The following is a 23,258-nucleotide window of genomic DNA, read 5'->3' on the forward strand; positions in this document are numbered from 1 at the left end:
CGCGCTACTGGCGTTTGGTTGCCTGTATCAATAAATTCCTTGGTGTCAGTGACTTTTCACAAAACTGTTCTAGCGTCACGTCATACCCCTTTGCATGCAAATATAACACTCTATCTAGTACAAGCCATAATTCAATCGCACGCCGAAAACCATGGCGAACTAGCTCAATGCGCTCAGTCACTTTTTGCCTTGTTTGCGCCTGTAATAAATAGCGCTGATAGTCGACCTGCTCAGGCAAGTCGATGCCTTTTTTGTTTGCTGCCCACACACAAAACTCAACAAATTCACCAGAAAAAATGGCCTTATTAACAGAGGGGACACTGACATAATGATCTGTCTGAGTGATGTCTCGTCGAAGCGCATCAAAGGCCAATCGCCACAGTACTTCTTTTTTACGCACCTTGGCCACTCTACTTGGTGCGGTCACAGTCTCCTGTAACGCTAACTTCATGTCATTATGTGTTAAACGCAGCGCACTTTGCTGGCCTTCTTCACTCATTGGTTGATATTCATCACTGGTAAACAAGTGATAACAACAAGGCGATAAGCTAATTTTCTCACAGCCCACCTTAGCTGCTTCACGCATAAAATTCTGGTGTAACTTACCGCATGCATGCAGTGCCACCGCATGTTGCGCTACTTTAAAATGATGGCTCACAGGATCGCTCAGCACATCAGCGCAGTGAAACGTCATATCGAGCTTTTGATGCGCAGCACTCTGCGCTCCTTGCTCACATAAGTGTGCTTGCAATTCAATACTGTCTACATGCGGTACACCCGTATAAGCTAAGATCCGCCCCAAGTGCCCTTTCCCCGCACACCACTCCAATACCGGAAGTTGTTGCTCATTCAGTGCAGAAACAAAATCTTGCAATTGACCAACTTTACGCCCCTTGATGCCATTACTTAACCAAAAAGGCAGCTCAGTGCGCGGACGCTCAGTTAATGTGACTTGTGTTAACTCGCTTATCTCGGTTAGCTGTGGAATGTACTTTGCCAAAGCTTGCTGCAAAGCACCTTGATCCATATCCAGTGCAGTGACAGTTTGCTCATCCAATGTCGATAAATATTCGTCTAACTCAGGCCAAGGCGTTACCAAATGATCAAAGGCTAATAATTGCCAATACTGACGTGTTTCATGGAGCAGTCTATCGAGTGACTGAAAGTGTGTGATGTAAGACGAGATCATAAAATTTTATAGTTACTGCACGTAGCCTCATTGTAATCTATCATCATGACGATAGAAAACCTCTCACTAAAGCTTCCTGTCAATCCATCAAACTATAGCTTTTTCTTTGCAGTACCAAACCGACATACATAGGAACGCAGAGTATACTCATCACGACAGCCAAAATGAGCATCCACGACCAATTGATGTCAGTTGCGCTCTCTTCAGAGTATAAAAACGCATTTTTATGCTCATGAAAAGCCACAATATCTAAATGATATAGTTGCGCTATCCACTGCCATCTGGCCAGAGACATATTGCCAATTGGGATCCCCGGCGCGTTTATAAAAGGGACTAATTTATCAGCTTCATTCGCCAGCTCTTCAAAGCTTTTTTGCGTCGCGTAGAGCTTTGTGATTTGCAAGGCTTCCTCTAAATTCGCCAGTGCATAGCGCCACCCTCGTAAACTTGCGCTGCGAAATTTAGCGACCATTTCAGGTCGATACTTATAAACATCTTCAGAGGTAAATAAAATATCCGCATAAACATTGATGCCATAGTGCTTTGGACAGATCTGCCGTGTTGCTATGCCTTGCTGTGCCATTTTGAAGGGTTCATTAGACACATAAACCTGCAGCGCATCAAACTGGCCTGCTTTAAAGTCTTGCAAAGGAGACAGGCCCGAATAAATTGGCAACTGACTGACATCGATACCCGCACGCTCTAAAATCAAAACTAACTCGGCACCTTCGGTACGCCCCAAGTGACTAATTTTTTTACCTTGAAAATCTTTTGGGGAATAAATATCACTGTCCGCACGTACCATCCAACAATAAGGTGAAGACTGAAACACCGAGGCCAGAGCAATTAAAGGCTTTCCTTGCATACGCTGCTCTAACAACCCCGAATGCGTGACACCAAACTGTGCTTGACCTGATAGTACTTTAAATTGTTCATCAGGCTGATGCTTTTGTGCAGGGATAATATTCACGTCTAAGCCAGCTTGTCGATAAAAGCCTTTTTGCTTAGCAACATAATAACCCGCAAATTGAAATTGGTGGACCCACTTAAGTTGAAGTGTGACAGGCTCTAGCACAGATGCATGGACACTGGTGCAAATGAAAGCAAATAAATAAAAGCAACGAAGCATAGGCTGTCCTTAGAGAATCTATCAATGAATATAGAAGTCAAAGGACAGAAAGAACAGGAATTGTGATTAATTCATCCCACTTTACGTGCAAAATCTTGTTCAGATTTAAGGTATTGAGAAAAACATGGGTTACTTGTTTCATCTCGGTAATCGTATCCCAGACGCCCAAGATGCTCCTCAAATTTAGCATACTCTTGCGGTGCCATTTCAAACCCTGCCAATACATGACCTTTCGCAGCGCCATGATTGCGATAATGGAACAAGGTGATATTCCATTCACAACCTAAAGTCTCTAAAAACCTGAGCAGTGCACCGGGGTATTCAGGAAACTCAAATCGTAATAACCGCTCTTGGATCTCAACAGGCGGCTTGCCTCCGACCATATAACGAATATGCAATTTGGCCAGCTCGTTATCTGACAAATCGGTAAATTCATACCCATTTTCAAAGAGACTTGAGGTCAATTCTTGTAACTCTTGCTCCGCGTCTCGTAGCCCAACCCCAACAAATATTTGTGCCTTTGTGCCACCAGCAAAACGGTAGTTAAACTCCGTGATCGCACGCCCACCCAAAGTCTGGCAGAACTGCTTGAAACTGCCTTTTTGCTCGTCAATGGTCACACCAAATAACGCTTCACTTTTTGCCCCCAGCGCTGTGCGCTCAGCAATATATCGTAGCCGATCAAAATTGAGATTTGCCCCAGAAAGTACAGCCGCTAAAGAAAGCTCAGAATCGCTATGGGCCATGCTCCACTTTTTTAGTCCAGCCAATGCAACTGCACCTGATGGTTCCGCGATTGCCCGTGTTTCAACAAAGATATCTTGTACTGCTGCGCAGATTTCGTCGGTTGAGACCAATATCACTTCATCGCAATAGGTCTGCGCAAGTCGAAATGTTTCTTCACCGATCCGTTTCACCGCGATCCCGTCAGCAAAACAGCCTACTTGATCCAACTCTACCGGTTGACCCTGCTGCATTGCGGCATGCAAACATGCGCTTTCCGTCGCTTCGACACCAATCACACGTATATCTGGACGCAAAGATTTAATATATACCGCCATGCCGGCTAGCAGCCCGCCGCCGCCAACTGGGATAAACACCACATCTAACTTGTCTAATTGCTGCATCATTTCACGCGCAACCGTTCCCTGACCAACAATCACATCTTTATCATCAAATGGCGGTACAAACACCCCCCCTTCTCGCTGACATAAAGATTGCGCGTACGTATTCGCTGCATCAAAGTGATGACCATGTAATACAACATGCCCGCCTAAATTACGCACTGCATTCACTTTTATTTCTGGGGTCGTCACAGGCATAACAATGGTTGCCTGATGACCTAGGTGGGCAGCACTCAATGCTACCCCTTGCGCATGATTACCTGCTGACGCCGTGATCACATGAGAATGCGCAGGCAGTTGGCGCAACTTATTGAATGCGCCTCTGAGTTTGAAAGAATAAACAGGTTGTTGATCTTCCCGCTTAAGCCAAACTTGGTGCTTGAGCCGTTCTGATAACCCTTTTAAGTGACTCACATCCGTTTGCTTCACCAGAGGGGCCATATTCGCTTGGATAATAGCCCGAAAGTAATCTAGCTCTTGTGCCACCATCGCTAACTGAGCTCCTCTAATTTCTCTAAATCACGCACAGCCCCTTTGTCTGCACTGGTTGCCAGCAATGCGTATGCTTTTAATGCAGGTGTCACGACTCGTTCGCGATCAACAGGCTTATACGCCTCTTTACCGCGCGCAACTTGCTTCTCTCGACGCAGAGCAAGCTCAGTGTCATCAAGTAACACATCAATGCCGCGTGTATGTATGTTAATCGCTATCAAATCGCCATTTTCAATCAATGCCAATGTGCCTTCGCTTGCAGCTTCCGGAGAAACATGACCAATTGATAAACCTGAAGTGCCTCCAGAAAAGCGGCCGTCGGTAAGTAACGCACAGTCTTTATCAAGGCCCATAGATTTTAAGTAACTGGTTGGATAAAGCATTTCTTGCATGCCAGGACCGCCTTTTGGCCCCTCATAGCGGATCACCACGACATCGCCTTTTTTCACCTGACCACCTAAGATCCCCTCAACCGCATCATCTTGTGATTCATATACCACCGCTGGGCCTGTGAACTCTAACATTTCATCCACCACCCCAGCGCTTTTAACGATACAGCCATCAGGTGCAAGGTTGCCGGTTAAGACCGCAAGGCCACCGTCTTGACGAAATGCATGCTCAGCACTGCGAATACACCCGCCTTCTCGGTCCAAATCTAATGTATCCCAACGGTATTCTTGGCTCATTGCTTGCGTTGTACGGATCCCCGCAGGGCCTGCACGGTAAAATTTTTGTGCTCTTTCATTGCTGCTATCATTGGCATCCCAACGTGCCAATACATCACCCAATGTGCCACCCGCCACATGGCCCACACCTAAGTCTAACTTACCTGCTTTTGCCAACTCATTTAATATCGCCATGATGCCACCAGCACGGTGCACATCTTCAATGTGATACTGCTGCGTAGCTGGTGCGACTTTACATAAGAAAGGCGTATTTCTTGATAACTGGTCAATGTCCGCCATATCAAAATCAACTCCCGCCTCTTGCGCAGCAGCCAAAATATGTAATACCGTATTTGATGAGCCGCCCATCGCGATATCGAGTGTCATCGCGTTATTAAACGCCGCTTGATTGGCGATATTACGCGGTAAAACCGCCTCATTATCTTGACGGTAATATTCATCACACAGCGCAACAATCCGCTTTGCTGCCCCGTTATATAATTGCCCTCTGTCTTTATGCGTTGCGAGTGTCGTGCCATTGCCTGGTAATGCCAGACCTAGAGATTCAAGCAGACAGTTCATCGAATTGGCAGTAAACATGCCCGAACACGAGCCACATGTTGGGCAAGCTGAACGCTCGACCTGCTCAGAGTCTTCATCACTGACCGTCGGATCTGCGCCTTTTACCATGGCATCCACTAAGTCCAACTTTAAGTCAATGTCTGCAAGACGGGTTTTACCCGCTTCCATTGGCCCACCCGATACAAAGATAACGGGAATATTTAACCTTAAAGCCGCTAATAGCATCCCTGGTGTGATCTTGTCACAATTCGAAATACACACCATGGCATCTGCACAGTGCGCATTGACCATATATTCTACTGAGTCCGCGATGAGATCTCTTGATGGTAGAGAGTACAGCATCCCACCATGACCCATGGCGATACCATCATCAATCGCGATGGTATTAAATTCACGAGGTACGCCACCGGCTTCACGAATGGCATCCGCCATCAAATCGCTTAGCTGGTTGAGGTGAACATGGCCAGGTACAAATTGTGTATACGAATTGACGACCGCGATCATCGGTTTGTGAAAATCTTCATCCGTCATTCCTGTCGCACGCCAAAGCGCTCTTGCGCCTGCTCGTTTGCGTCCTTCAGTCGTTGTTTTACTGCGTAACTTAGCCATGTTGACCCCTTTTTATTTAAATACCGATGCTCGGTAAACCCTCATTCCCAAAAATATATACTCTCAGTACTAGCTGTTTACGTAATCTAACCAGCCCTGAGGATCGCTTGATTGCCCTTTCACTAAATCAAAATAGGCTTGTTGTAATTCTGCTGTGATTGGACCGCGTTGACCTTCACCCACTTGAATTTGGTCAACACTGCGCACAGGTACCACCTCTGCCGCAGTCCCTACCATGAAAAATTCATCAGCAAGATACAGTGCTTCACGGGCAATCGGCTCTTCACGCACTTCATAACCGCGCTCTTTGGCTAGATGAATAATCGTGTCGCGCGTTAGACCTGGCAAAATACAAGCGGTTGTGGGCGGTGTATAAAGCACACCTTTTTTAACCACAAATAAGTTCTCACCCGCGCCTTCACTCAGATAGCCATTCACGTCTAGCGCAATACCTTCTACATAACCGTTGCGCTTTGCTTCACCTGAAATCAGCTGAGATGATAGATAGTTACCGCCGGCTTTTGCTGCTGTCGGCATCGTATTTGGGGCAAGTCGACTCCATGAAGAGACACAAACATCAACACCTTGTGCCAAACTATCTTCACCTAGGTAAGCGCCCCACTCCATTGCCGCTACTGTGACATCCGCACGATGCGATTTTGGGTTAAGCCCCAAACCAACATGCCCTAAGAACGCAAACGGTCTTAAATACGCGTTACTAAAACCGTTTTCTTTTACTGCCTGCTTGCATGCTGTTTTGATCTCTTCTTTTGTAAAAGGGATCTCCATGCGATAAATTTTTGCTGAATCAAATAAACGTTGGATATGATCATCTAAGCGAAAAATAGCCGGACCATTAGGCGTTTCATATGCGCGGATCCCTTCAAAAACCGAACTGCCATAGTGCAGAGCGTGGCTCAATACATGCGTAGTCGCTTCTTGGTAAGGGATCATCTCGCCGTTGTGCCAAATTAATTCAGATGTTTGTGTCATTCTTATAAACCTTAATTTTGTTATATTGCCTGCTGCTGTAATGTATGCAAATCAACTGATTGCACATCCACTAGCTTATTTAATTGTGACGTTAATAGATAGATAGGCTTGTCACTATCTACCGTCATTTTGACGTGAAACAGTTCGTCCTGGCCCTCTAATTGAAGCTGCATCAAACGAAACCCACGGTGACGTGCCACACGTAAGAAACGCTCAACAGCCACGCTTTGATTTTTTACAGCTACAGTTAATTGATGTTTCATTGTGTATTCTCCGTTAACATTTCATCGTTTGCCGCACCCGGCGGAACCAGTGGCCATACATTTTCTTTATCATCAATACACGCGTGTAAGATGTAAGGCCCTTCACTATTTACAAGTTGTTCAATTGCCCCATCGACTTCTGAAGCATGTGTTATGGTTTGCCCTGGAATGCCAAATACAGCAGCAAGTTGTACAAAATCAGGGTTGTCAGATAAATTGGTTTCACTATATCGCGCTGAGAAAAATAGCTCTTGCCACTGCCTCACCATACCTAGTCTTTGGTTATCTAAAATCACAATTTTAACCGCAAGGTTATTTCTTCTGATGGTGGCCAGCTCCTGAATATTCATCATGATTGAACCATCGCCAGATACGGTGATCACCATGTTATCTGGACGTGCTATTTTTGCGCCAATGGCCGCTGGCAATCCAAATCCCATGGTGCCAGCGCCACCACTGCTAAGGTGATTACTCGGATGGGCAAACTTCATATGCTGCGCGACCCACATTTGATGCTGACCGACATCACAGCAAACCACAGTATCGTGTGGGATATCCTGACTGAGCTTATTCAGTAAATACGGTGCAAACACTTTCTCACCTGGGTAATCATATCGCCACGCATGTTCTTGTTTCATGCGGCTGATATGCGCTCGCCATGCTGCTGGGGCCAAAACGCCTTTGAGCAAAGGTAAAGAGGTATTCAAATCCGCCACCAATGACGCCGCCGCAGGCTTACGTTTTCCGATTTCTGCCGCATCAATGTCGAGGTGTATCACTTTTGCTTTCGAAGCAAATTTAGCCAAGTTACCAGTTACTCGGTCGTCAAAACGCGCGCCAATACACACCAGTAAATCACACTCTTGTACGGCTAAGTTTGCCGCTTTAGTGCCGTGCATACCCAGCATGCCTAAGTCATATTCATACTCAGGTAATACACTGCCAAGGGCTTTTAAAGTCGATACTGCAGGCATATTGGTCTGTGCCAAAAATGCCATCAATGCGGGCTGAGCATCGGCGCTATGAACACCACCGCCAACATAAGCCACAGGTTTTTGTGCTTGTTGCAACAATTCATTGGCTAAGCCCAATTCATGCAAATCAGCCTCATCTTGTGTCTGTACTTGCGCAGTCCATGGCGAAAATGGCACCAAGGCTTGTTGTATATCTTTTGGAATATCAACCAATACGGGGCCTGGGCGTCCAGAGACAGCCAAGTGCATCGCTTGCTGAAGCACTTCAGCAAGATCTTCCGGGCGCTCGACCATAAAGCTATGCTTGGTACAAGACAACGACATGCCTAATACATCCACTTCTTGAAACGCGTCTGATCCAATCGCCGCTGTGGGTACTTGGCCTGTGATAGCTAACAGAGGCACTGAGTCCATCATGGCATCTGCCAGTGCGGTCACCAGATTTGTAGCCCCTGGCCCTGACGTCGCAAAACACACCCCTAACTTACCTGTACTGCGTGCATAACCGACCGCAGCAAATCCAGCCCCCTGCTCATGGCGCGTTAAATAATGCTTCAGTGGTGCACCATAAAGCGCGTCGTAAATCGGCATAATTGCCCCACCGGGGTAACCGAATACGTCTGAAATACCCTGTTTAACAAGGATATCAATCACCATTTGTGCGCCTGTCATTGTTTTGCTCATTGCCCTTTGCTCTGTTTTTTGCCCTAAAACGAAAAAGCCCCCCGAACTTTTCAGTGCGGGGGGCTCTTAGCTGATTCTTATCTTACAGCACTACGAAGCCCCCGCGGTAATAATAATCACCACGTTGATAATCACGACTAGTAGCGTTGCTGTTAGTAACATAAATCTTAATCCAAAATTAAACTGTGCTTGATGCCATTTTTCGGCAGAATTATTCTTACTGCCTGTGCTTTATTCTATTAGTAACCCGCGATAGCCGACAAGTCAACTATAAAAACTATGCTAAATAAATGTCACAAAACTACAATAAAGAAAAATAAAACCTCAAAAAAACCAATTTTAGGATTAAATATTCAACTCAATTAAAATAATTTTTGATATGGCAAATCGTTTCAAAAATATCGAAGACAATTATGCACATCATGTTTTTGTATTAAATTTTTGTGATTTACATCAGCAATTGATTATGATGTTAACTCCAAGATTAAACAGGATCGTTGCCGTGAAACACATTTTGCCTTTCAAATTACTCATTTCATTTTGCTTATTAGTGCTTTTTAGTACTGTGAGCTACGCCTCCCCTGCGCTTTGGAGTGTCGAAAAAAATGGCGTAACATCTTACCTATTCGGCACGGTACATGTCGGGGATCCAAGTATGAAGGGTCTACCTAATAAGGTTAAAAGCGCGATAAAGCAATCTGAACGAACTGTGGTTGAGCTTAATATCAATGCACTCTCACCGTTTGAAATCCAAAATAGAACAGCTGCATTTATCGCCAACTCAAATAGCCGCCCCTTGCCACAAGCGCTTTCTAAAGAGGTCTATCAGCAGCTAAAAACTTATTTCTCCAAACGCGATATCAATATCGCGCTATTTGATAGCATGCCGGCATGGACTGTTATCTTGACTATGGTTCAACTTGAATATCAAAAGTCTGGATTTAGTGACACATATGGTATTGATAAGCAGGTTATTGCCTATGCCAATCAACATAATAAACAGATTAAAGAATTGGAAGTATTTGAACAACAGCTAGAAATGTTCAGCCATGTCGCCATCTTCAGTGATGAAATGGTCATGCAAACTCTATCGCAAATGCAGGATTCCGATGGCTTTATTAAAGAAATGATTAACGCATGGAAAACAGGTAACGATAACAAATTAGCCAGCTACTATGATTTAAGCTTTGATGACTCAAAATATGCACGCCTTGCCGAGCAAATCTTAGTGATCGACCGAAATCACACTTGGGTGCGCACACTAGTGCCCGATATGAAGAAGACTTCACATTTTATTGCTGTGGGTGCACTGCATTTACCAAAAAAAGACGGGCTCATCGCACTTCTAAAAACGCAGGGCTTTACTGTTAAGCGAATTTAGTTCAAGAGAATGGGTGCATCTACCTTGCGCCCATCACTATGTTTTAAAAAGCAGCTTTAAAGTATACTGCTGGCCACTGAAGGTATAATCAAAATTTCAACTTTTTCTTGCAATGCTTGCAAATCCACAGGTTTAAACAAATGTGTATTCGCGCCGAGCTCATAGACTCGGCTAACCGCTTGCTCTGAGGTATTTGCCGTAAGCACTAATATCGGCACTTCAAGCCCGAGGTTGTGCCTGATCATTTTTATCGCCGTAAAACCATCCATGATCGGCATATTCAAATCCATTAGGACTAGACTAAAATCTTGCTTTTTCAGCTCAGACAACGCCTCTTGCCCATTGACGACGTGCACAACTGATAATCCCAACTTTTCAAGCAAAGTCACCACGACGCGGGCATTGAGTAAATTATCCTCCACCAGCAATACAGGCACTTCGCGCCTTTTTATAATTGAGCTAGGCGGTGACTGTTTGACAATATCAACAGGCAGCTCTAACAGCACTTGCGTGCCATGTGGCACATTATCAGAAAAGTCAATTTTTCCGCCAAGCATAGTGACAATCAATTGCGCACGCGTTAGACCTAACTGCATGCCTTGAAAGTTTTCCTCTTCATCAATTTTAGCTTGTGACTGCGCAATACCTGGGCCTGTATCAGAGATAATGCATCTAAAAATGCCTTCGCCACTTTTTGTCACGATACAGTCTGCCTCTAAACTCACTTCGCCATATTCCGTATATTTCACGGCATTATCTAAAATTTGCCCAACCAACCAAGCAGTGCGATTATGATCGCACGCCACAGCGTTAGAGAGCCCTTCCCCTAAATCGATGTTAAACAAGACGGACTTCTGTTGTAACAATGGCTTATAAATCGCCACAGAATGAGAAATGGTCTCACACAGACAGGCAACTTTGCTCTCTAGCTTGATGTCTTTGTGCTCCGAAAGCACGTTATAATCATCTATAGACGATAACAAAATATTAAGCTGCTTAGCGGCATGCTCTACAACTTCTAAATGCGCAGCTTTCGCCGATTCTTTAAACAAAGTTAAATAGCCCATAATCGCTTGCAATGGCGTGCGCATTTCATGACTCGCCCTGGCCAAAAACTCACTTTTACTACGCTTTAAACGGTTTGCTTCCAAGCGTAACTTCTGTAAATGCGCAATCTTATTTTGAATGCTTTGTTCCATGGGGTAAAAAATCCAACGCGCTTCTAATATCAAGATTAATAAACCAAAAACCCAAATAAAGAGCTCAACATTTTGTAACTTTTTAACCTTATCTGTCGCAACCAGTTCATGTAGAGTCACCGCTTGATCTAAATACACCAAGAGCTCACTTGCACGGGTTTGGACTTGGATCAGACGCTCTACTTTTAACTGGCCCAATAAAGCTTGTTTATGTGCTGATTCGACCAATACAATAAACTGATCTACGCGCCTTGCTAAAGCAACGGGCTGCTGAAAATAAAACGTCTGTAAATCAGCTGATAAATGGACATACCTTTGCTCAGACTGCTGCAGTAAAAAAGCTTGATTCTCGGCCATCGTACTCAAAGTATCACGCAGCATTTGCTGCTCATCAAATGTGCCTGGGTGCTCTCTGATGTATTCAGCACCTAATAACAATGCAGCCTTTTGCGATAACATTCTCTGCATACCAGCAGTATTAATTACCCGAGCACTGGCCGCTTGCTGAGATAACAGCACTTGCATCGTAGCCATAGCCGTTGTGATCACTATCATCATGATAGAAATGGCAAGTATGTATCTAAAACGAAAGGTTTTCAGTACTTTAAGCAACCGATTGCCTCCTTGTTGGATGCAAAAAACAATGGTGAAGCACGCAGCTTTTATATCCAAGTGTAGCTTAATTTTCATCTTTTACAGATTGATGCTTGACACCTAGATAGCCAAAATGTTTCAATTTGCGCTGACCCTAATATCGCAAAATAGCTTTATAAGCTGTTTTGAGGGCTGGAAGAGGTGCGTTATTCAGGTAGCTAGATTGAGGAGAGCAAACTCCATCGACATCTAGTGAGGGGAATTAACGCCGAGAAAATATCATTTTTGCTGAATGATTTTTTCGGGCGCATGGGCTGAATCCCAGCGACTGTCACCAACATATTTGGTGGAGAGCTTCTGGTCTTAGAAAGATTAAGGCCGAGCCTTATTCTATTTTAAGTCCATTGCTCTTCGAATTTTAATTGTTCGGAAGCTGGACTTCATATCTTATGTCCTACCTCTCCGAGCAGCATTTAAGTTCGGTAGAGATGAAATCTAAATACAACTTATCTGACTACCCGTTATGGACTGCCCTTGTTACGCCGTTCGACGAGAACAATCACGTTGATTTTGCAACATTGACGCAGTTGGTACATGCCCAGCAAGATGCTGGCAACGGCATCCTGTTACTTGGCAGTACCGGAGAAGGTCTTGCACTCTCTGTGCAGGAGCAACGCGATATCGTTCGCTTTGTCTGCGATCTTTCACCCAACGTACCTTTAATGGTAGCTATCGGCGGGTATGATCTCGCACTTCAATTAGAGTGGGTTGAGTTTTGTAATACGCAACCAGTCGATGCATTTTTAGTTGGCTCACCCTTATACGCAAAGCCCGGCAACGTCGGCCTGACTCACTGGTTTAAAACATTGCTAGATGCGAGTAACCACCCTTGCATGTTATACAACGTACCGAGTCGAAGCGCGGTTTCAATTAGCCCAAATGTCATTGAGAATTTATCTTCACATCCAAACCTATGGGCGCTTAAAGAAGCGAGTGGCGACATTGCCACATTTGAATCATTCCGAAAGGCCTCGCCTGAGCTTGCAATTTATAGCGGTGATGACGGTTTGATGCCCTATTTTGCGCAAGCTGGAGCTGCGGGTCTTGTATCAGTTGCTGCCAACGCGTGGCCACAGCAAACTGCGGAGTTTGTAAAGCGCTCTTTAGCGGGTACCTTTCCAAATTTATTTACCACCTGGACAGATGCTGTAAATAGCTTATTTAGTGTTGCTAATCCAATCCCTGTCAAAGTGTTAATGCACTTACAGGGCCAGCTAGAAACACCGCGCCTGCGCCCACCACTGACACACTTAGAACTCAGTGACACCACATTTATTAAAACTGCAAATTCAACAATTTTATCTTGGAGTTAAGGAAGTATCATGAGCTGGTTAACCCTATTAAACAATCTAGAAAACGGCACTGTTCGCGCAGCAACACAGGATGAGCAAGGCAATTGGCATGCAAATGTCGAAGTCAAAGAAGGGATCTTAGAAGCGTTTAGAAATGGCACAAATATCGAATACCCAGGTGGTTTTGTAGATAAAGATAACCTAGCGCCACAAGGCTTTGCTGCTGAAGCAGGCGTACGTATGGTACCAGGTGGAAGCAGTGTTCGCCGCGGTGCATACGTCGCAGCGGGTACCATCATCATGCCGCCAGCCTATGTCAACATTGGCGCATACATCGATGAAGGTACTATGGTGGACAGTCATGCTCTGGTTGGTTCATGTGCACAAATTGGTAAAAATGTTCACCTTAGCGCAGCAGTGCAAGTAGGCGGTGTATTGGAGCCAGTTGGTGCCAACCCTGTTGTTGTCGAAGACAATGCGTTCATTGGCGCAGGCTGTGTACTTGTCGAGGGCGTAGTCGTCAAAAAAGGGGCTGTCCTAGCACCAGGTGTTCGTCTCTCTGCCAGCATCCCTGTGTATGACTGTGTGAACGAACGTACACTAGAAAAAGACGAAGCCATTCCTGAAAACGCCATCGTCATCCCGGGCTCTCGCCCTGCAAAAGGCGAATGGGCTCAGCAGCAAGGTCTCAGTTTATCGTGTGCATTGATTGTAAAATATCGCGATGACCAAAGTGACGCAGCACTTGAGCTAGAAGAGGTGCTTCGCTAATGCCAGCTTTGAGTACGCAAGTAAAAAATGCTATTACCGCTTTGACACAGAGCCAACATGAGCCATTTTATCTTTACGACCTAGATGCATTGCGCGCGCACTTGCAGCAATTAACCGATCAATCCGTAGTGAAACTATGGTATGCAGTTAAAGCAAACCCGTTATCAAGTGTTATCCAAACACTCGATCAAGCAGGGTTTAACTTTGACGTTGCAAGCAGCGGAGAATTACAACAAGTGCTCGCACAAGGTATCAACCCAAAACGCGTACTCAACACTGGACCTGCCAAGTCCAAACGTCAAATTGAGGCCTTCTTAACACAAGGCGTAGACACCTTTGTCGCGGAAAGCCTCAATCAAGTGGCTTGGTTGCAAGAAGCAGCCAAGCGACACAATACAAGATTGCGTATTTTACTGCGCGTTCAACTGCGCTGGCCTGATAACGAAAAGAACCCATTAGGTGGAGATAGCTTGACGCCCTTCGGTCTAGGCACGCAAGAGTGGTCTTCACTTGTCGTGACCGACTTTCCTAATTTAGATGTTGTTGGATTACACATTTTCCAATGGGGAAATATGCTTGACGCTGATAAATTATCCTCGCTTTGGCAGCAAATGGTTGACCCATTGCTGACACTTGCGCAGCAACTCAACATTCATTTGCGTGTGCTCGATCTCGGTGGCGGCCTAGGTATCCCGTATAGTGAAGGTCAGTCTGACATTAATTGGCAAACCGTTTTAACCAGCTTAGAACGCATTAAAGCACAAACCGACATTGATGAACTATGGATGGAACTTGGCCGCTACGCAGTCGGCGAGTGTGGCTACTATGTCAATCCAGTCGTCGAGCAAAAACAGAACTACGGCAGTAATCAATTGATTTTGGCTGGGGGGATCAATCATATTTTACGTCCAGCGGTTACTACACAGGCGTTTCCAGCCAAGCTGTTGCGTGACAGTGAGCACGACTCAGTGCCCTTTACTTTACATGGTCCTCTTTGTACGGCGCTAGATCACCTCGGTGAACATGTATTGCCAGAAGATATTAATGAGCATGACTGGATTGTATTTAGCCAATCTGGTGCCTACGGCTTCACTGAAAGTATGCCTTATTTTCTGTGCCACACGCTGCCCAGTGAATACGTTTATCAATCCGGTCGAGCTCGGTGTGTTAGACCGCCATTAACGCCTGAAAATTACTTGAGGTAACCATGAATCAGATCAAGCAAACATCCATTCAAGTTGCCGAGCTTGCAAATGGTCAAACCATGTCTATCCCTGTGTTTACAGTTGGCGATAGAAATTCGGGTCCTCATGTTTATATACAAGCCAATATGCATGGCGCAGAAGTGCAAGGCAATGCCGTGATCTATGCACTTTTAGAAAAGCTCAAAACAGTTCGGCTGTCTGGCTCTATTACCTTGGTTCCCTACGCAAACCCAATTGGCTGCAATCAAAAATCAGGAGAATTTACCTTAGGTCGCTTTGACCCAATCACAGGTGAAAACTGGAACCGCATGTACCATGACCATACACACCTGGTAGAAGAGTTTGCGATACATCATACTGCATCATCTGAGCAAGAGATCCGCAGTGAATTTAAAAAACTGTTGATTGAAAAAACTGATGAGTTACTCAATCAACCTTTACATACTATGAAAACAGGCAAGCGAATCGCCGTTAATTTACAACGCCTCGCACACGAAGCCGACTTCGTATTGGATTTACATACTGGGCCCATATCTTCAAAGCACTTATATTGCCCAGAATACGCACAAACCAGTGCGGGCTATTTCAATATTCCACATACATTACTAATCCCCAATGAGTTTGGCGGCGCAATGGACGAAGCCTGTTTCTGCCCATGGTGGACATTAAGTGAAACTCTCAAAAAACACGGTAAGCAATTCGATGTGCTCAATGAAGCGTTTACAGTAGAGCTCGGCTCTCAAGAGCATATCGACTTATCAGAAGCACAGCTGGATGCTGACAGCATCCTCAGCTACCTGAGCCACAAAGAGGTGATTCTTGAAGGCCGCTACCAGCCAAGCTCAATAAAACGATATGCCTGTTATTTAAAAGACTATAAAACCTTTTATGCGCCAATGGGCGGCATGGTTGAGTATGTTGCACCGCTGGGCGGACACATTAAGGCAGGCGAAACATTAGTGAACATTTTGCGCATGGACAAATATGTGCAAGGAGTAGCCTTAAACCCGATTAAGTTTGAGCATGATGCCATTGCCATATTGCACTTTGCCTCGGCAAGCGTAAATCAAGGCACAGAGTTATACAGCCTATTTACGAATTATTTTGAGCTATAAAAAATTGCGTGAGAGTAGGTAGGTCTGAGACTTACTTGCTAAAGAGTGATGAAGCCTCATCACTCTTTTTTCCCTGATAACACTCCACTTTCCCTCTTCACTATTTATACTCTTTTGAATTTAGCTTAAAACTCAATCAGCCTAGTGTTCTTTTAATACAGCTAAAATAAAGGAAATAATAATGAAACTAAATAAAAAGCACCTAAAGGCACTATCACAAGATAAACGATTACTCCCTAATGAAAACACACCGCATATCGCGGGCGGCACAGGTTCTTGATCTACTCCTGCAACAACAACCTTTAGAAATAGAACATGTCCAACAAGAGATGCATGTAAAACTAATCAAGGTATCTACGCTAATTAACGCCTAAAACTAAAAAAGCCAAAGTACGTCATATACACTTTGGCCTTTCGATTTCGAATGATAACTCGTTTTAAGGGCGTGGAATAAATCCTACTGCATCATAAACGGCTTTTAACGTTTTTTCAGCACGCTCACCTGCTCTTTCTGCGCCGCTGCGCATAATATTATCAAGTAATGTCTGATCAGCTCGGATCTCACGAAAACGTGATTGAATAGGCTCTAGCATTTCAACAACCGCTGCAGCTGTATCTTTTTTCAAGTGTCCATACATTTTATCTTCGTACTCTGGCACTAATGCATCGACCGAACGGCCTGTTGCAACAGACAACAAGGTTAATAAGTTTGATACACCCGGCTTTTCTTGGCGATCAAAATAAATGCGCGCCTGCTCGTCAGAGTCCGTTACTGCTTTTTTCAGTTTCTTCTCAATTTTTTTCGGTTCATCGAGTAAAAGAACAAATGCATTTGGATTTTCATCTGACTTAGACATTTTCTTTAATGGGTCTTGTAGACTCATTACACGTGCACCTAATTCAGGAATATACGGCTCAGGTACTTTAAATACATCGCCATAGATATTGTTAAAGCGAGTCGCAATATCACGAGTAAGCTCAAGGTGCTGCTTTTGATCTTCACCGACAGGCACTTGATCAGCTTGATAAATTAGAATGTCTGCCGCTTGCAAAACTGGGTATGAAAATAAGCCCACGTTAACGTTATTAGCATGCTTTGAAGACTTATCTTTAAACTGTGTCATGCGGTTCAATTCACCCATCTGCGCATAGCAGTTAAGTACCCAACTTAACTGTGCATGCTCAGGTACTTGCGACTGAACAAACAGCGCTGACTTTTCAGGGTCAATACCACACGCTGTATACATTGCGATACCATCCAGCACACGCTCACGCATCAGTGCAGGATCTTGACGTACCGTGATGGCATGAAGATCTACTAGCATAAAGAAACAATCGTGATCTTCTTGTAGCTTAAGCCACTGGTTTATGGCACCTACATAATTGCCTATTGTCATACCACCGGTTGGCTGAATGCCACTTAATACTACTGGTTTTGTCATCTTGTTCCTTTATATCAATTTTGGTTCGTTAAAATAGGAATTATATCTGAGAACTGCTCACAGAGGTACTGTGGATTAAACTGTGATAAAGCTTCGCCTTGATTATATCCATAGTTTACTGCAATCACGGATACCTCTGCGCTTTGCGCAGCTAAAATATCATTTTTAGAGTCGCCTATCATCACAGCCTCTGCCGTTGAAATGCCTAACTGCTCGCAGGCAAGTTGCAACAGGTCAGGAGCTGGCTTTTTGTTTCCATCATCTCCACATACAATAACATCAAAATGCTTTGCAATGTTAAGTTTTTGCAACAAATGTAATGTAAATACTCTATTTTTATTCGTCACTATGGCTTTTGGCAGATCGCTCAATTCATACAAGCCGATTTCAACACCAGGGTAAAGTTCAGCATGTTCACCAACTAGCGCCTGATAATGTACTTTGAAGCGCTCTGTTGCCTGCGCAATAAGCGCATCTGATAAGGTAGGGTTGATTTCAAAATGACAACTCAAACCGCGCTGAACTAAAACCTCTATGCCATTACCAACCCATTGCTGCACCTGCCCTGGCGAGACGACTGGAAAAGCCACATCTGATAACGCTAAATTCAATGCTAAATGCATCTCTTTAATGCTATCTACTAACGTGCCATCTAAATCAAATAATATGCCTGGTAACTTCATTAGCGCACCTTCGCCAATTCTTGACGCATTGCATCAATGACTGTTTTATAATCTGGCTGATTGAAAATTGCTGAGCCTGCAACGAACATATCTGCGCCAGCCGCTGCAATTTCCGCAATGTTGTCAACTTTAACGCCACCATCTACTTCTAAACGAATTTTTCTTCCTGATGCATCAATGCGCTCTCGTACTTGTTTTAACTTATCAAGCGTATTGGGAATAAAGCTCTGTCCCCCAAAGCCTGGATTAACAGACATTAATAAGATTTGGTCTACTTTGTCCATGACATAATCTAAGCAGTGTAATGGCGTGGCAGGGTTTAATACTAAACCAGCTTCACAGCCTTGCTCTTTGATTAATGCAAGGCTGCGGTCAACGTGCTCGCTTGCTTCGGGATGAAACGTGATGATATCCGCACCCGCTTTAGCAAAACTAGGGATAAGAGCATCTACGGGCTTAATCATCAAATGCACATCTATCGGGGCTGTAATGCCGTAATTTCTGAGCGCTTCACAAATCATCGGACCAAAAGTTAGGTTCGGAACATAATGATTATCCATGACGTCGAAATGCACAACATCTGCGCCTGCCTCAATGACTCTCTCTACATCGCTGCCCAAACGCGCAAAATCGGCGGATAGAATAGATGGTGCGATTAAAAATTCTGATTGTACATTTTTTGATAAAGACATGAGATCCCCTAATTATTAGTTGCGTCGCTACTTTACCCCAATTTATCCAAGAAATACACGCGTGCGCAGCTGGCCAATTGCGAGTAACCAACATAGAAAAGAGATAAATCGATTGTTTAATAAATATCCATAGTGTACTATTAATAGATAGCTAATCGCTGAGGGGATGGTTATGGTAACATGGCTAAAAACACGGACAGTATTGTTGGCATCCGCGACCATAGTTTCAATTGGTGTATTCTCGTTTGGGAATGACGACGTTGAACTGGCACAAGCTAACTCATGTGAATGCGTCGACGTATCTTATAATTATAATAATCAACATTGTAAACGCGAGGCTCACACAAGTTGGTATGCTTGGTTAACTGGTGGAAGTAGCAATGCTCAGTTTCACTATCTAGATTTATTAGAGCTGTTAATTGGCTCTGATGAAAATCAAGATAGTTCAAGTATTTCTGACATTTAACAAGCTGGCAGGACGCATTATGATGACTTTCTTAAGCATCTTTCAAAGCGTCCTCGCTGCTATGTTCGGTGTTCAGAGCAGTAAAAAATATCAATACGACTTCACACACACGCCTTTTTGGCCCTATGTCCTAGTTGGCACTCTCTTTGTCATTTTATTTGTTGTGGGACTCATCTTACTCGTAAACGGCATAGTGCTCGCCGATAGAATTAGCGGTTAATTGCGAGACAGAGGCTTATTATACAAGGCCATTAATTCATTCACTTTATTACGTGCGTTGCCCTTTGGACTGATGGTTCTTTTAACCTGTATCACGTCCAGCTTAGCTTCACTGTAGATTTTTCTCGTCCATACCGTATCATGATTAGAAATCAACACAGGCTTGCCGCCTTTAAAAGCAGCGCGTTCAGCAAGATTAGCCAACTGAGCTTGATCGTCTAAATTAAAGCCGCCTTTTGCGTAGCTGGTAAAGGAAGCTGTCTTGCTCAATGGCACATAAGGGGGATCGCAATATATCACCGAACTTTCAGGTAGACGTTTGAACACTTGCTCATAACCTAAGCAAGTGAATGTCGCACTCTGAGCTTTTTCAGCAAAGTGATATAACTCATTTTCAGGAAAGTAAGGCTTTTTATACTTCCCAAAAGGTACGTTAAAAATGCCTTTAAGGTTATATCGGCATAAGCCATTATAGCCATGTCGATTCATGTATAAAAAAAGAATTGCACGCTCATAAACATCGACACATTCGTTGAACTGCTTTCGATATTCGTAATATGCATCAGCACAATTATTCTGTTCAACAAATAACTTTCTGGCGTCACTGATAAACTCATCAGGCGCACGTTGTATTTCTTTGTATAGATTAATCAGATCCGCGTTAATATCATTCAAAATATAACGCTTGAAATTGCTATTTAAAAACACAGAGCCAGCACCAACAAAAGGCTCTACCAAAGTATCAGCCTCACTGTTTGCACTGCGCAATCGTTTAGTGATTTCTTCCACTAAACTATATTTTCCACCTGCCCATTTAAGAAAGGCTCTGGTCTTTTTTTGCATGATCGATCTAATTACCCAAAAGTAGCGGGATTTTACACTATTTTTTTTACTGTGACTGTTGGATTTGCTGCTTTATTTGAGAGATCTGTTTAAAAAAAGGCTTAGCAGCTAATAAATCCGTCGTTAATTTAGCCCGTGCTACTTTCGCATCCTCTAAACTCGCATACGGCGCCAAAGTCACAAACCACCATGTTCGACCATTTCTGAGCACTTCAGCAACCTTGAAATTCGCTAACCCATGCTGATTGATGAATTCTCTGGCCACCTTTTTATCCGTCACCGCAAGCAGCTGTATCGTCCACTCAGAATCGGGGCGAGATAAAAACCATGTATTATCATGTGCTGCTCCAGAGATCTGTTCATTCTGAATCTCAGGTATAGACTGAGCGACTTCCAGCGACGTAACTTCCTCTGTATCAGGCTGATAAACTTCTTGTGTAACTTCCGGTATTAATGACAATTGCTCCCCGTTATCAGTCAGGCTTTTTGTATCGATTAATTCAGCTTTTGAATCTTCAATTTCTGTGACTTTATCTTCAACTATGGGACCAGAGTCAGTCGGTATAGTAAGCAGCGCACCCAATATCGCTGTGACTGCCTGAGTATCACTCTCATTATCTTTGTGACTATCTTTGTTCGCTACTTCTGCTTGAGCTGTTTGCACAGCACTCAGTCGCTCATCAAGTACTGCTTGGGCTTCTAATACTGTGGGCTCAAGGAGTAACTCTGGAGACTGTTCAGCCACACCTTGCTTGATATGCAGCATATCAAGCAATTGTTTGTTATAAAGTGCGGCGACTAGACAAAGGGTAATGATGAATGAAAATGCACCAATAAAAAAGTGCTTTTGTTTGCCTTTTGAAGGCATATTAGCCCGTAAATCTAATTGTTGATCAGCTTGTTGCCAATCAAGTAACACACTCGGGTTTCCCCTCGCTTCACTGATAAAAGTTGCAAAAATAGGATCGTCATCGGGAGGCAACTCAGAGAAAAACATTCTCATTAGCTGCTTAGACTCAGCATGAGATAATGGCTCTAAATGAATATCTAACGCATTAGGTAGCAGATTAGGTGCTTGTGCCGTCACCAATATGTAGAGTGTATTTGGCGCACGTGCCGCTAAATTTTGCAGTTCAGCAATTAGTTCATCACTGAGATGTCTGGCGCCATCGAGCACCCATAAGCATGGTTCTGCTGGTTGCTCACTGTTGAGTACAAAAAAATTTTCAGTTAAAGAAAGCTTTTGATCCACTAATGGTGCACGGAAAGTATGCTCCATAAGTTGGCGAATAATATCTACATCTTTTGAGTGTGCACTAAGCTGGAGAAACGCTTTTGAAAAGTTACTATATTTGTCGGTAATAAAGCTCTCTGCTAAATAGCTTTTCCCCAAGCCCGAATTACCGACCAAACAAATTAAGCTCTGCCCATACTCGAATTGCATTGCAATTCTATCTACCAAGGCAGCGCGACTTGGTAATATTTGAGACTGCATTACCGCCCTATTAAATGACCTACATTATCATCAGATACATCATCTACTAATGCACATTCGCCCATCGAGGTTGGCAAGATAAATCTGATTTTGCCTTTTTTATTCTTCTTATCCTTGCGCATATGATGAATAAACTGCTCAGACGTCATTTCTTCAGGTGGGGCTGTTGGTAGATCATACTGTTCAAGCAAGTCACATATACGTGTAACCTCGTACTCAGACATATCACCACGCTGCTGCCCAAGCTGCATCGCTAACATAATGCCAGCAGCGACTGCTTCTCCATGCAACCAATTGCCATAACCCATTTGCGCTTCTATCGCATGACCAAATGTATGCCCAAGATTCAGCAGTGCACGCAGTCCTGCCTCTTTTTCATCTTTAGCAACTATCTCAGCTTTAATTTCACAACATCGGTAGATGATTTGATTTAAGCTTTGTGTATCAAGTGCTTTTAACTGAACTGCATTATCTTCTAATAGCGTTAAAAAATCCGCATCATAGATCAAACCGTATTTAACTACTTCAGCCATGCCTGCTGCGAACTCTCTCGCTGGTAAGGTTTTAAGTGAATTAGTATCAATAAATACCGCTTTAGGCTGATAAAAAGCACCAATCATATTTTTGCCAAGAGGATGATTGACCGCAGTCTTACCACCAACGGATGAATCGACTTGGGATAGCAATGTCGTTGGTATTTGAATGAAGGGCACACCACGCTGGTATGCTGAGGCAACAAAGCCAGTAAGATCGCCAATCACTCCACCACCTAAGGCAATTAGGCAAGTATCTCTCCCACAGTTATGTTCAAGTAAAAATGCACAGATCTTCTCAAACCACTCAAGGGATTTGTACTGTTCACCATCAGGAATAATAAAATGCAGCGGGGATAAATCTCTAAGCTGAGATTCAATGACTTCGAGATATAGAGGTGCAATGGTTTCATTGCTTATGATAACTGGGCGACTGTGACCAATATGCTCAATCAACCGCCCTTTATCGGATAGTAAGTTTTGCCCAATATAGATGGGATAGCTCCGCTCGTTTAAATCCACATTCAATTCAAGCATCACTACACCCTCCTTTTTATATTGGCA

Annotated in this window: 21 protein-coding genes and 1 riboswitch; of the genes, 7 read left to right on the forward strand and 14 right to left on the reverse strand. The window is 43.9% G+C overall.

Annotated features, from left to right (window positions below):
• Positions 1 to 4: 4 nt before the first annotated feature.
• The 7 genes from N477_RS18050 to ilvG form a co-directional block, all read right to left on the reverse strand.
• On the reverse strand, positions 5 to 1,189 hold the full coding sequence (locus tag N477_RS18050) for a methyltransferase (RefSeq protein WP_063362839.1): 1,185 nt from the start codon (positions 1,187 to 1,189) through the stop codon (positions 5 to 7).
• Positions 1,190 to 1,268: 79 nt separating this feature from the next.
• The gene (locus N477_RS18055; RefSeq protein ID WP_063362838.1) at positions 1,269 to 2,318 is read right to left on the reverse strand and encodes an ABC transporter substrate-binding protein; all 1,050 of its coding nucleotides are present in this window, start codon (positions 2,316 to 2,318) and stop codon (positions 1,269 to 1,271) included.
• A 71-nt stretch (positions 2,319 to 2,389) separates the two neighbouring features.
• Positions 2,390 to 3,931: a threonine ammonia-lyase, biosynthetic gene (gene ilvA / locus N477_RS18060; protein ID WP_063362837.1), complete on the reverse strand. Its 1,542-nt coding sequence runs from the start codon at positions 3,929 to 3,931 to the stop codon at positions 2,390 to 2,392.
• A 2-nt stretch (positions 3,932 to 3,933) separates the two neighbouring features.
• The gene (ilvD, locus tag N477_RS18065) at positions 3,934 to 5,790 is read right to left on the reverse strand and encodes a dihydroxy-acid dehydratase (protein ID WP_063362836.1); all 1,857 of its coding nucleotides are present in this window, start codon (positions 5,788 to 5,790) and stop codon (positions 3,934 to 3,936) included.
• A 69-nt stretch (positions 5,791 to 5,859) separates the two neighbouring features.
• The gene (locus N477_RS18070) at positions 5,860 to 6,783 is read right to left on the reverse strand and encodes a branched-chain amino acid transaminase (RefSeq protein WP_039607581.1); all 924 of its coding nucleotides are present in this window, start codon (positions 6,781 to 6,783) and stop codon (positions 5,860 to 5,862) included.
• 20 nt (positions 6,784 to 6,803) lie between these two features.
• The gene (ilvM, locus tag N477_RS18075; RefSeq protein WP_063356859.1) at positions 6,804 to 7,046 is read right to left on the reverse strand and encodes an acetolactate synthase 2 small subunit; all 243 of its coding nucleotides are present in this window, start codon (positions 7,044 to 7,046) and stop codon (positions 6,804 to 6,806) included.
• On the reverse strand, positions 7,043 to 8,692 hold the full coding sequence (gene ilvG / locus N477_RS18080) for an acetolactate synthase 2 catalytic subunit (RefSeq protein WP_063362835.1): 1,650 nt from the start codon (positions 8,690 to 8,692) through the stop codon (positions 7,043 to 7,045). Before ilvG ends, ilvM begins: the two co-directional genes overlap by 4 nt.
• A gap of 514 nt (positions 8,693 to 9,206) precedes the next feature.
• On the opposite strand from ilvG, the gene N477_RS18085 reads away from it, so the two are divergent.
• Positions 9,207 to 10,085, forward strand: coding sequence for a TraB/GumN family protein (locus N477_RS18085; protein WP_231098129.1), 879 nt, complete (start codon positions 9,207 to 9,209; stop codon positions 10,083 to 10,085).
• 56 nt (positions 10,086 to 10,141) lie between these two features.
• Here N477_RS18085 and N477_RS18090 read toward each other — a convergent pair whose 3' ends face one another.
• On the reverse strand, positions 10,142 to 11,896 hold the full coding sequence (locus tag N477_RS18090) for a response regulator (RefSeq protein WP_196760657.1): 1,755 nt from the start codon (positions 11,894 to 11,896) through the stop codon (positions 10,142 to 10,144).
• Between the two features lie 170 nt (positions 11,897 to 12,066).
• Positions 12,067 to 12,243: riboswitch (Lysine riboswitch) on the forward strand.
• Positions 12,244 to 12,366: 123 nt separating this feature from the next.
• Between N477_RS18090 and dapA the strand changes: the two genes are divergently transcribed.
• Genes dapA through N477_RS18110 form a run of 4 tightly spaced genes read left to right on the forward strand, consistent with a single transcriptional unit; the run spans position 12,367 to position 16,321 of the window.
• Positions 12,367 to 13,251, forward strand: a complete 885-nt coding sequence (gene dapA / locus N477_RS18095) for a 4-hydroxy-tetrahydrodipicolinate synthase (protein ID WP_063362833.1) — start codon at positions 12,367 to 12,369, stop codon at positions 13,249 to 13,251.
• 9 nt (positions 13,252 to 13,260) lie between these two features.
• A complete protein-coding gene (locus N477_RS18100; RefSeq protein WP_063362832.1) occupies positions 13,261 to 14,001 on the forward strand; it encodes a 2,3,4,5-tetrahydropyridine-2,6-dicarboxylate N-succinyltransferase in 741 nt (246 codons plus the stop codon).
• On the forward strand, positions 14,001 to 15,206 hold the full coding sequence (locus N477_RS18105) for a PLP-dependent decarboxylase (protein WP_063362831.1): 1,206 nt from the start codon (positions 14,001 to 14,003) through the stop codon (positions 15,204 to 15,206). The genes N477_RS18100 and N477_RS18105 overlap by 1 nt, the downstream gene beginning before the upstream one ends.
• 2 nt (positions 15,207 to 15,208) lie before the next feature.
• Positions 15,209 to 16,321 (forward strand): succinylglutamate desuccinylase/aspartoacylase family protein, encoded by a 1,113-nt coding sequence (locus N477_RS18110; RefSeq protein ID WP_063362830.1) that lies wholly within the window; start codon positions 15,209 to 15,211, stop codon positions 16,319 to 16,321.
• 437 nt (positions 16,322 to 16,758) lie between these two features.
• Here N477_RS18110 and trpS read toward each other — a convergent pair whose 3' ends face one another.
• From trpS to rpe, 3 genes are read right to left on the reverse strand one after another with little or no spacing between them, the layout of a single operon-like run.
• Positions 16,759 to 17,763 carry a tryptophan--tRNA ligase gene (gene trpS / locus N477_RS18115; RefSeq protein ID WP_063362829.1) on the reverse strand — a complete coding sequence of 335 codons (1,005 nt, stop codon included), beginning with the start codon at positions 17,761 to 17,763 and terminating at the stop codon, positions 16,759 to 16,761.
• A gap of 14 nt (positions 17,764 to 17,777) precedes the next feature.
• Complete coding sequence (locus tag N477_RS18120) at positions 17,778 to 18,446, reverse strand: HAD family hydrolase (RefSeq protein ID WP_063362828.1); 669 nt, start codon at positions 18,444 to 18,446, stop codon at positions 17,778 to 17,780.
• Positions 18,446 to 19,138 carry a ribulose-phosphate 3-epimerase gene (gene rpe, locus N477_RS18125; protein WP_063362827.1) on the reverse strand — a complete coding sequence of 231 codons (693 nt, stop codon included), beginning with the start codon at positions 19,136 to 19,138 and terminating at the stop codon, positions 18,446 to 18,448. Before rpe ends, N477_RS18120 begins: the two co-directional genes overlap by 1 nt.
• A 172-nt stretch (positions 19,139 to 19,310) precedes the next feature.
• Between rpe and N477_RS18130 the strand changes: the two genes are divergently transcribed.
• Together N477_RS18130 and N477_RS18135 are read left to right on the forward strand one after the other, a co-directional pair.
• The gene (locus tag N477_RS18130) at positions 19,311 to 19,604 is read left to right on the forward strand and encodes a hypothetical protein (RefSeq protein WP_063362826.1); all 294 of its coding nucleotides are present in this window, start codon (positions 19,311 to 19,313) and stop codon (positions 19,602 to 19,604) included.
• Positions 19,605 to 19,623: 19 nt separating this feature from the next.
• Positions 19,624 to 19,824 carry a DUF2970 domain-containing protein gene (locus N477_RS18135; RefSeq protein ID WP_063362825.1) on the forward strand — a complete coding sequence of 67 codons (201 nt, stop codon included), beginning with the start codon at positions 19,624 to 19,626 and terminating at the stop codon, positions 19,822 to 19,824.
• On the opposite strand, the gene N477_RS18140 is transcribed toward N477_RS18135, so the two are convergent.
• From N477_RS18140 to aroB, 3 genes are read right to left on the reverse strand one after another with little or no spacing between them, the layout of a single operon-like run.
• Positions 19,821 to 20,666 carry a Dam family site-specific DNA-(adenine-N6)-methyltransferase gene (locus N477_RS18140; protein ID WP_063362824.1) on the reverse strand — a complete coding sequence of 282 codons (846 nt, stop codon included), beginning with the start codon at positions 20,664 to 20,666 and terminating at the stop codon, positions 19,821 to 19,823. The genes N477_RS18135 and N477_RS18140 overlap by 4 nt on opposite strands.
• 46 nt (positions 20,667 to 20,712) lie before the next feature.
• The gene (locus tag N477_RS18145; protein WP_063362823.1) at positions 20,713 to 22,161 is read right to left on the reverse strand and encodes an SPOR domain-containing protein; all 1,449 of its coding nucleotides are present in this window, start codon (positions 22,159 to 22,161) and stop codon (positions 20,713 to 20,715) included.
• Positions 22,161 to 23,231: a 3-dehydroquinate synthase gene (aroB, locus tag N477_RS18150; RefSeq protein ID WP_063362822.1), complete on the reverse strand. Its 1,071-nt coding sequence runs from the start codon at positions 23,229 to 23,231 to the stop codon at positions 22,161 to 22,163. Before aroB ends, N477_RS18145 begins: the two co-directional genes overlap by 1 nt.
• Positions 23,232 to 23,258: the final 27 nt, after the last annotated feature.

The organism is Pseudoalteromonas luteoviolacea H33-S (genome assembly GCF_001625695.1).
Taxonomy (GTDB): Bacteria; Pseudomonadota; Gammaproteobacteria; order Enterobacterales; family Alteromonadaceae; genus Pseudoalteromonas; species Pseudoalteromonas luteoviolacea_B.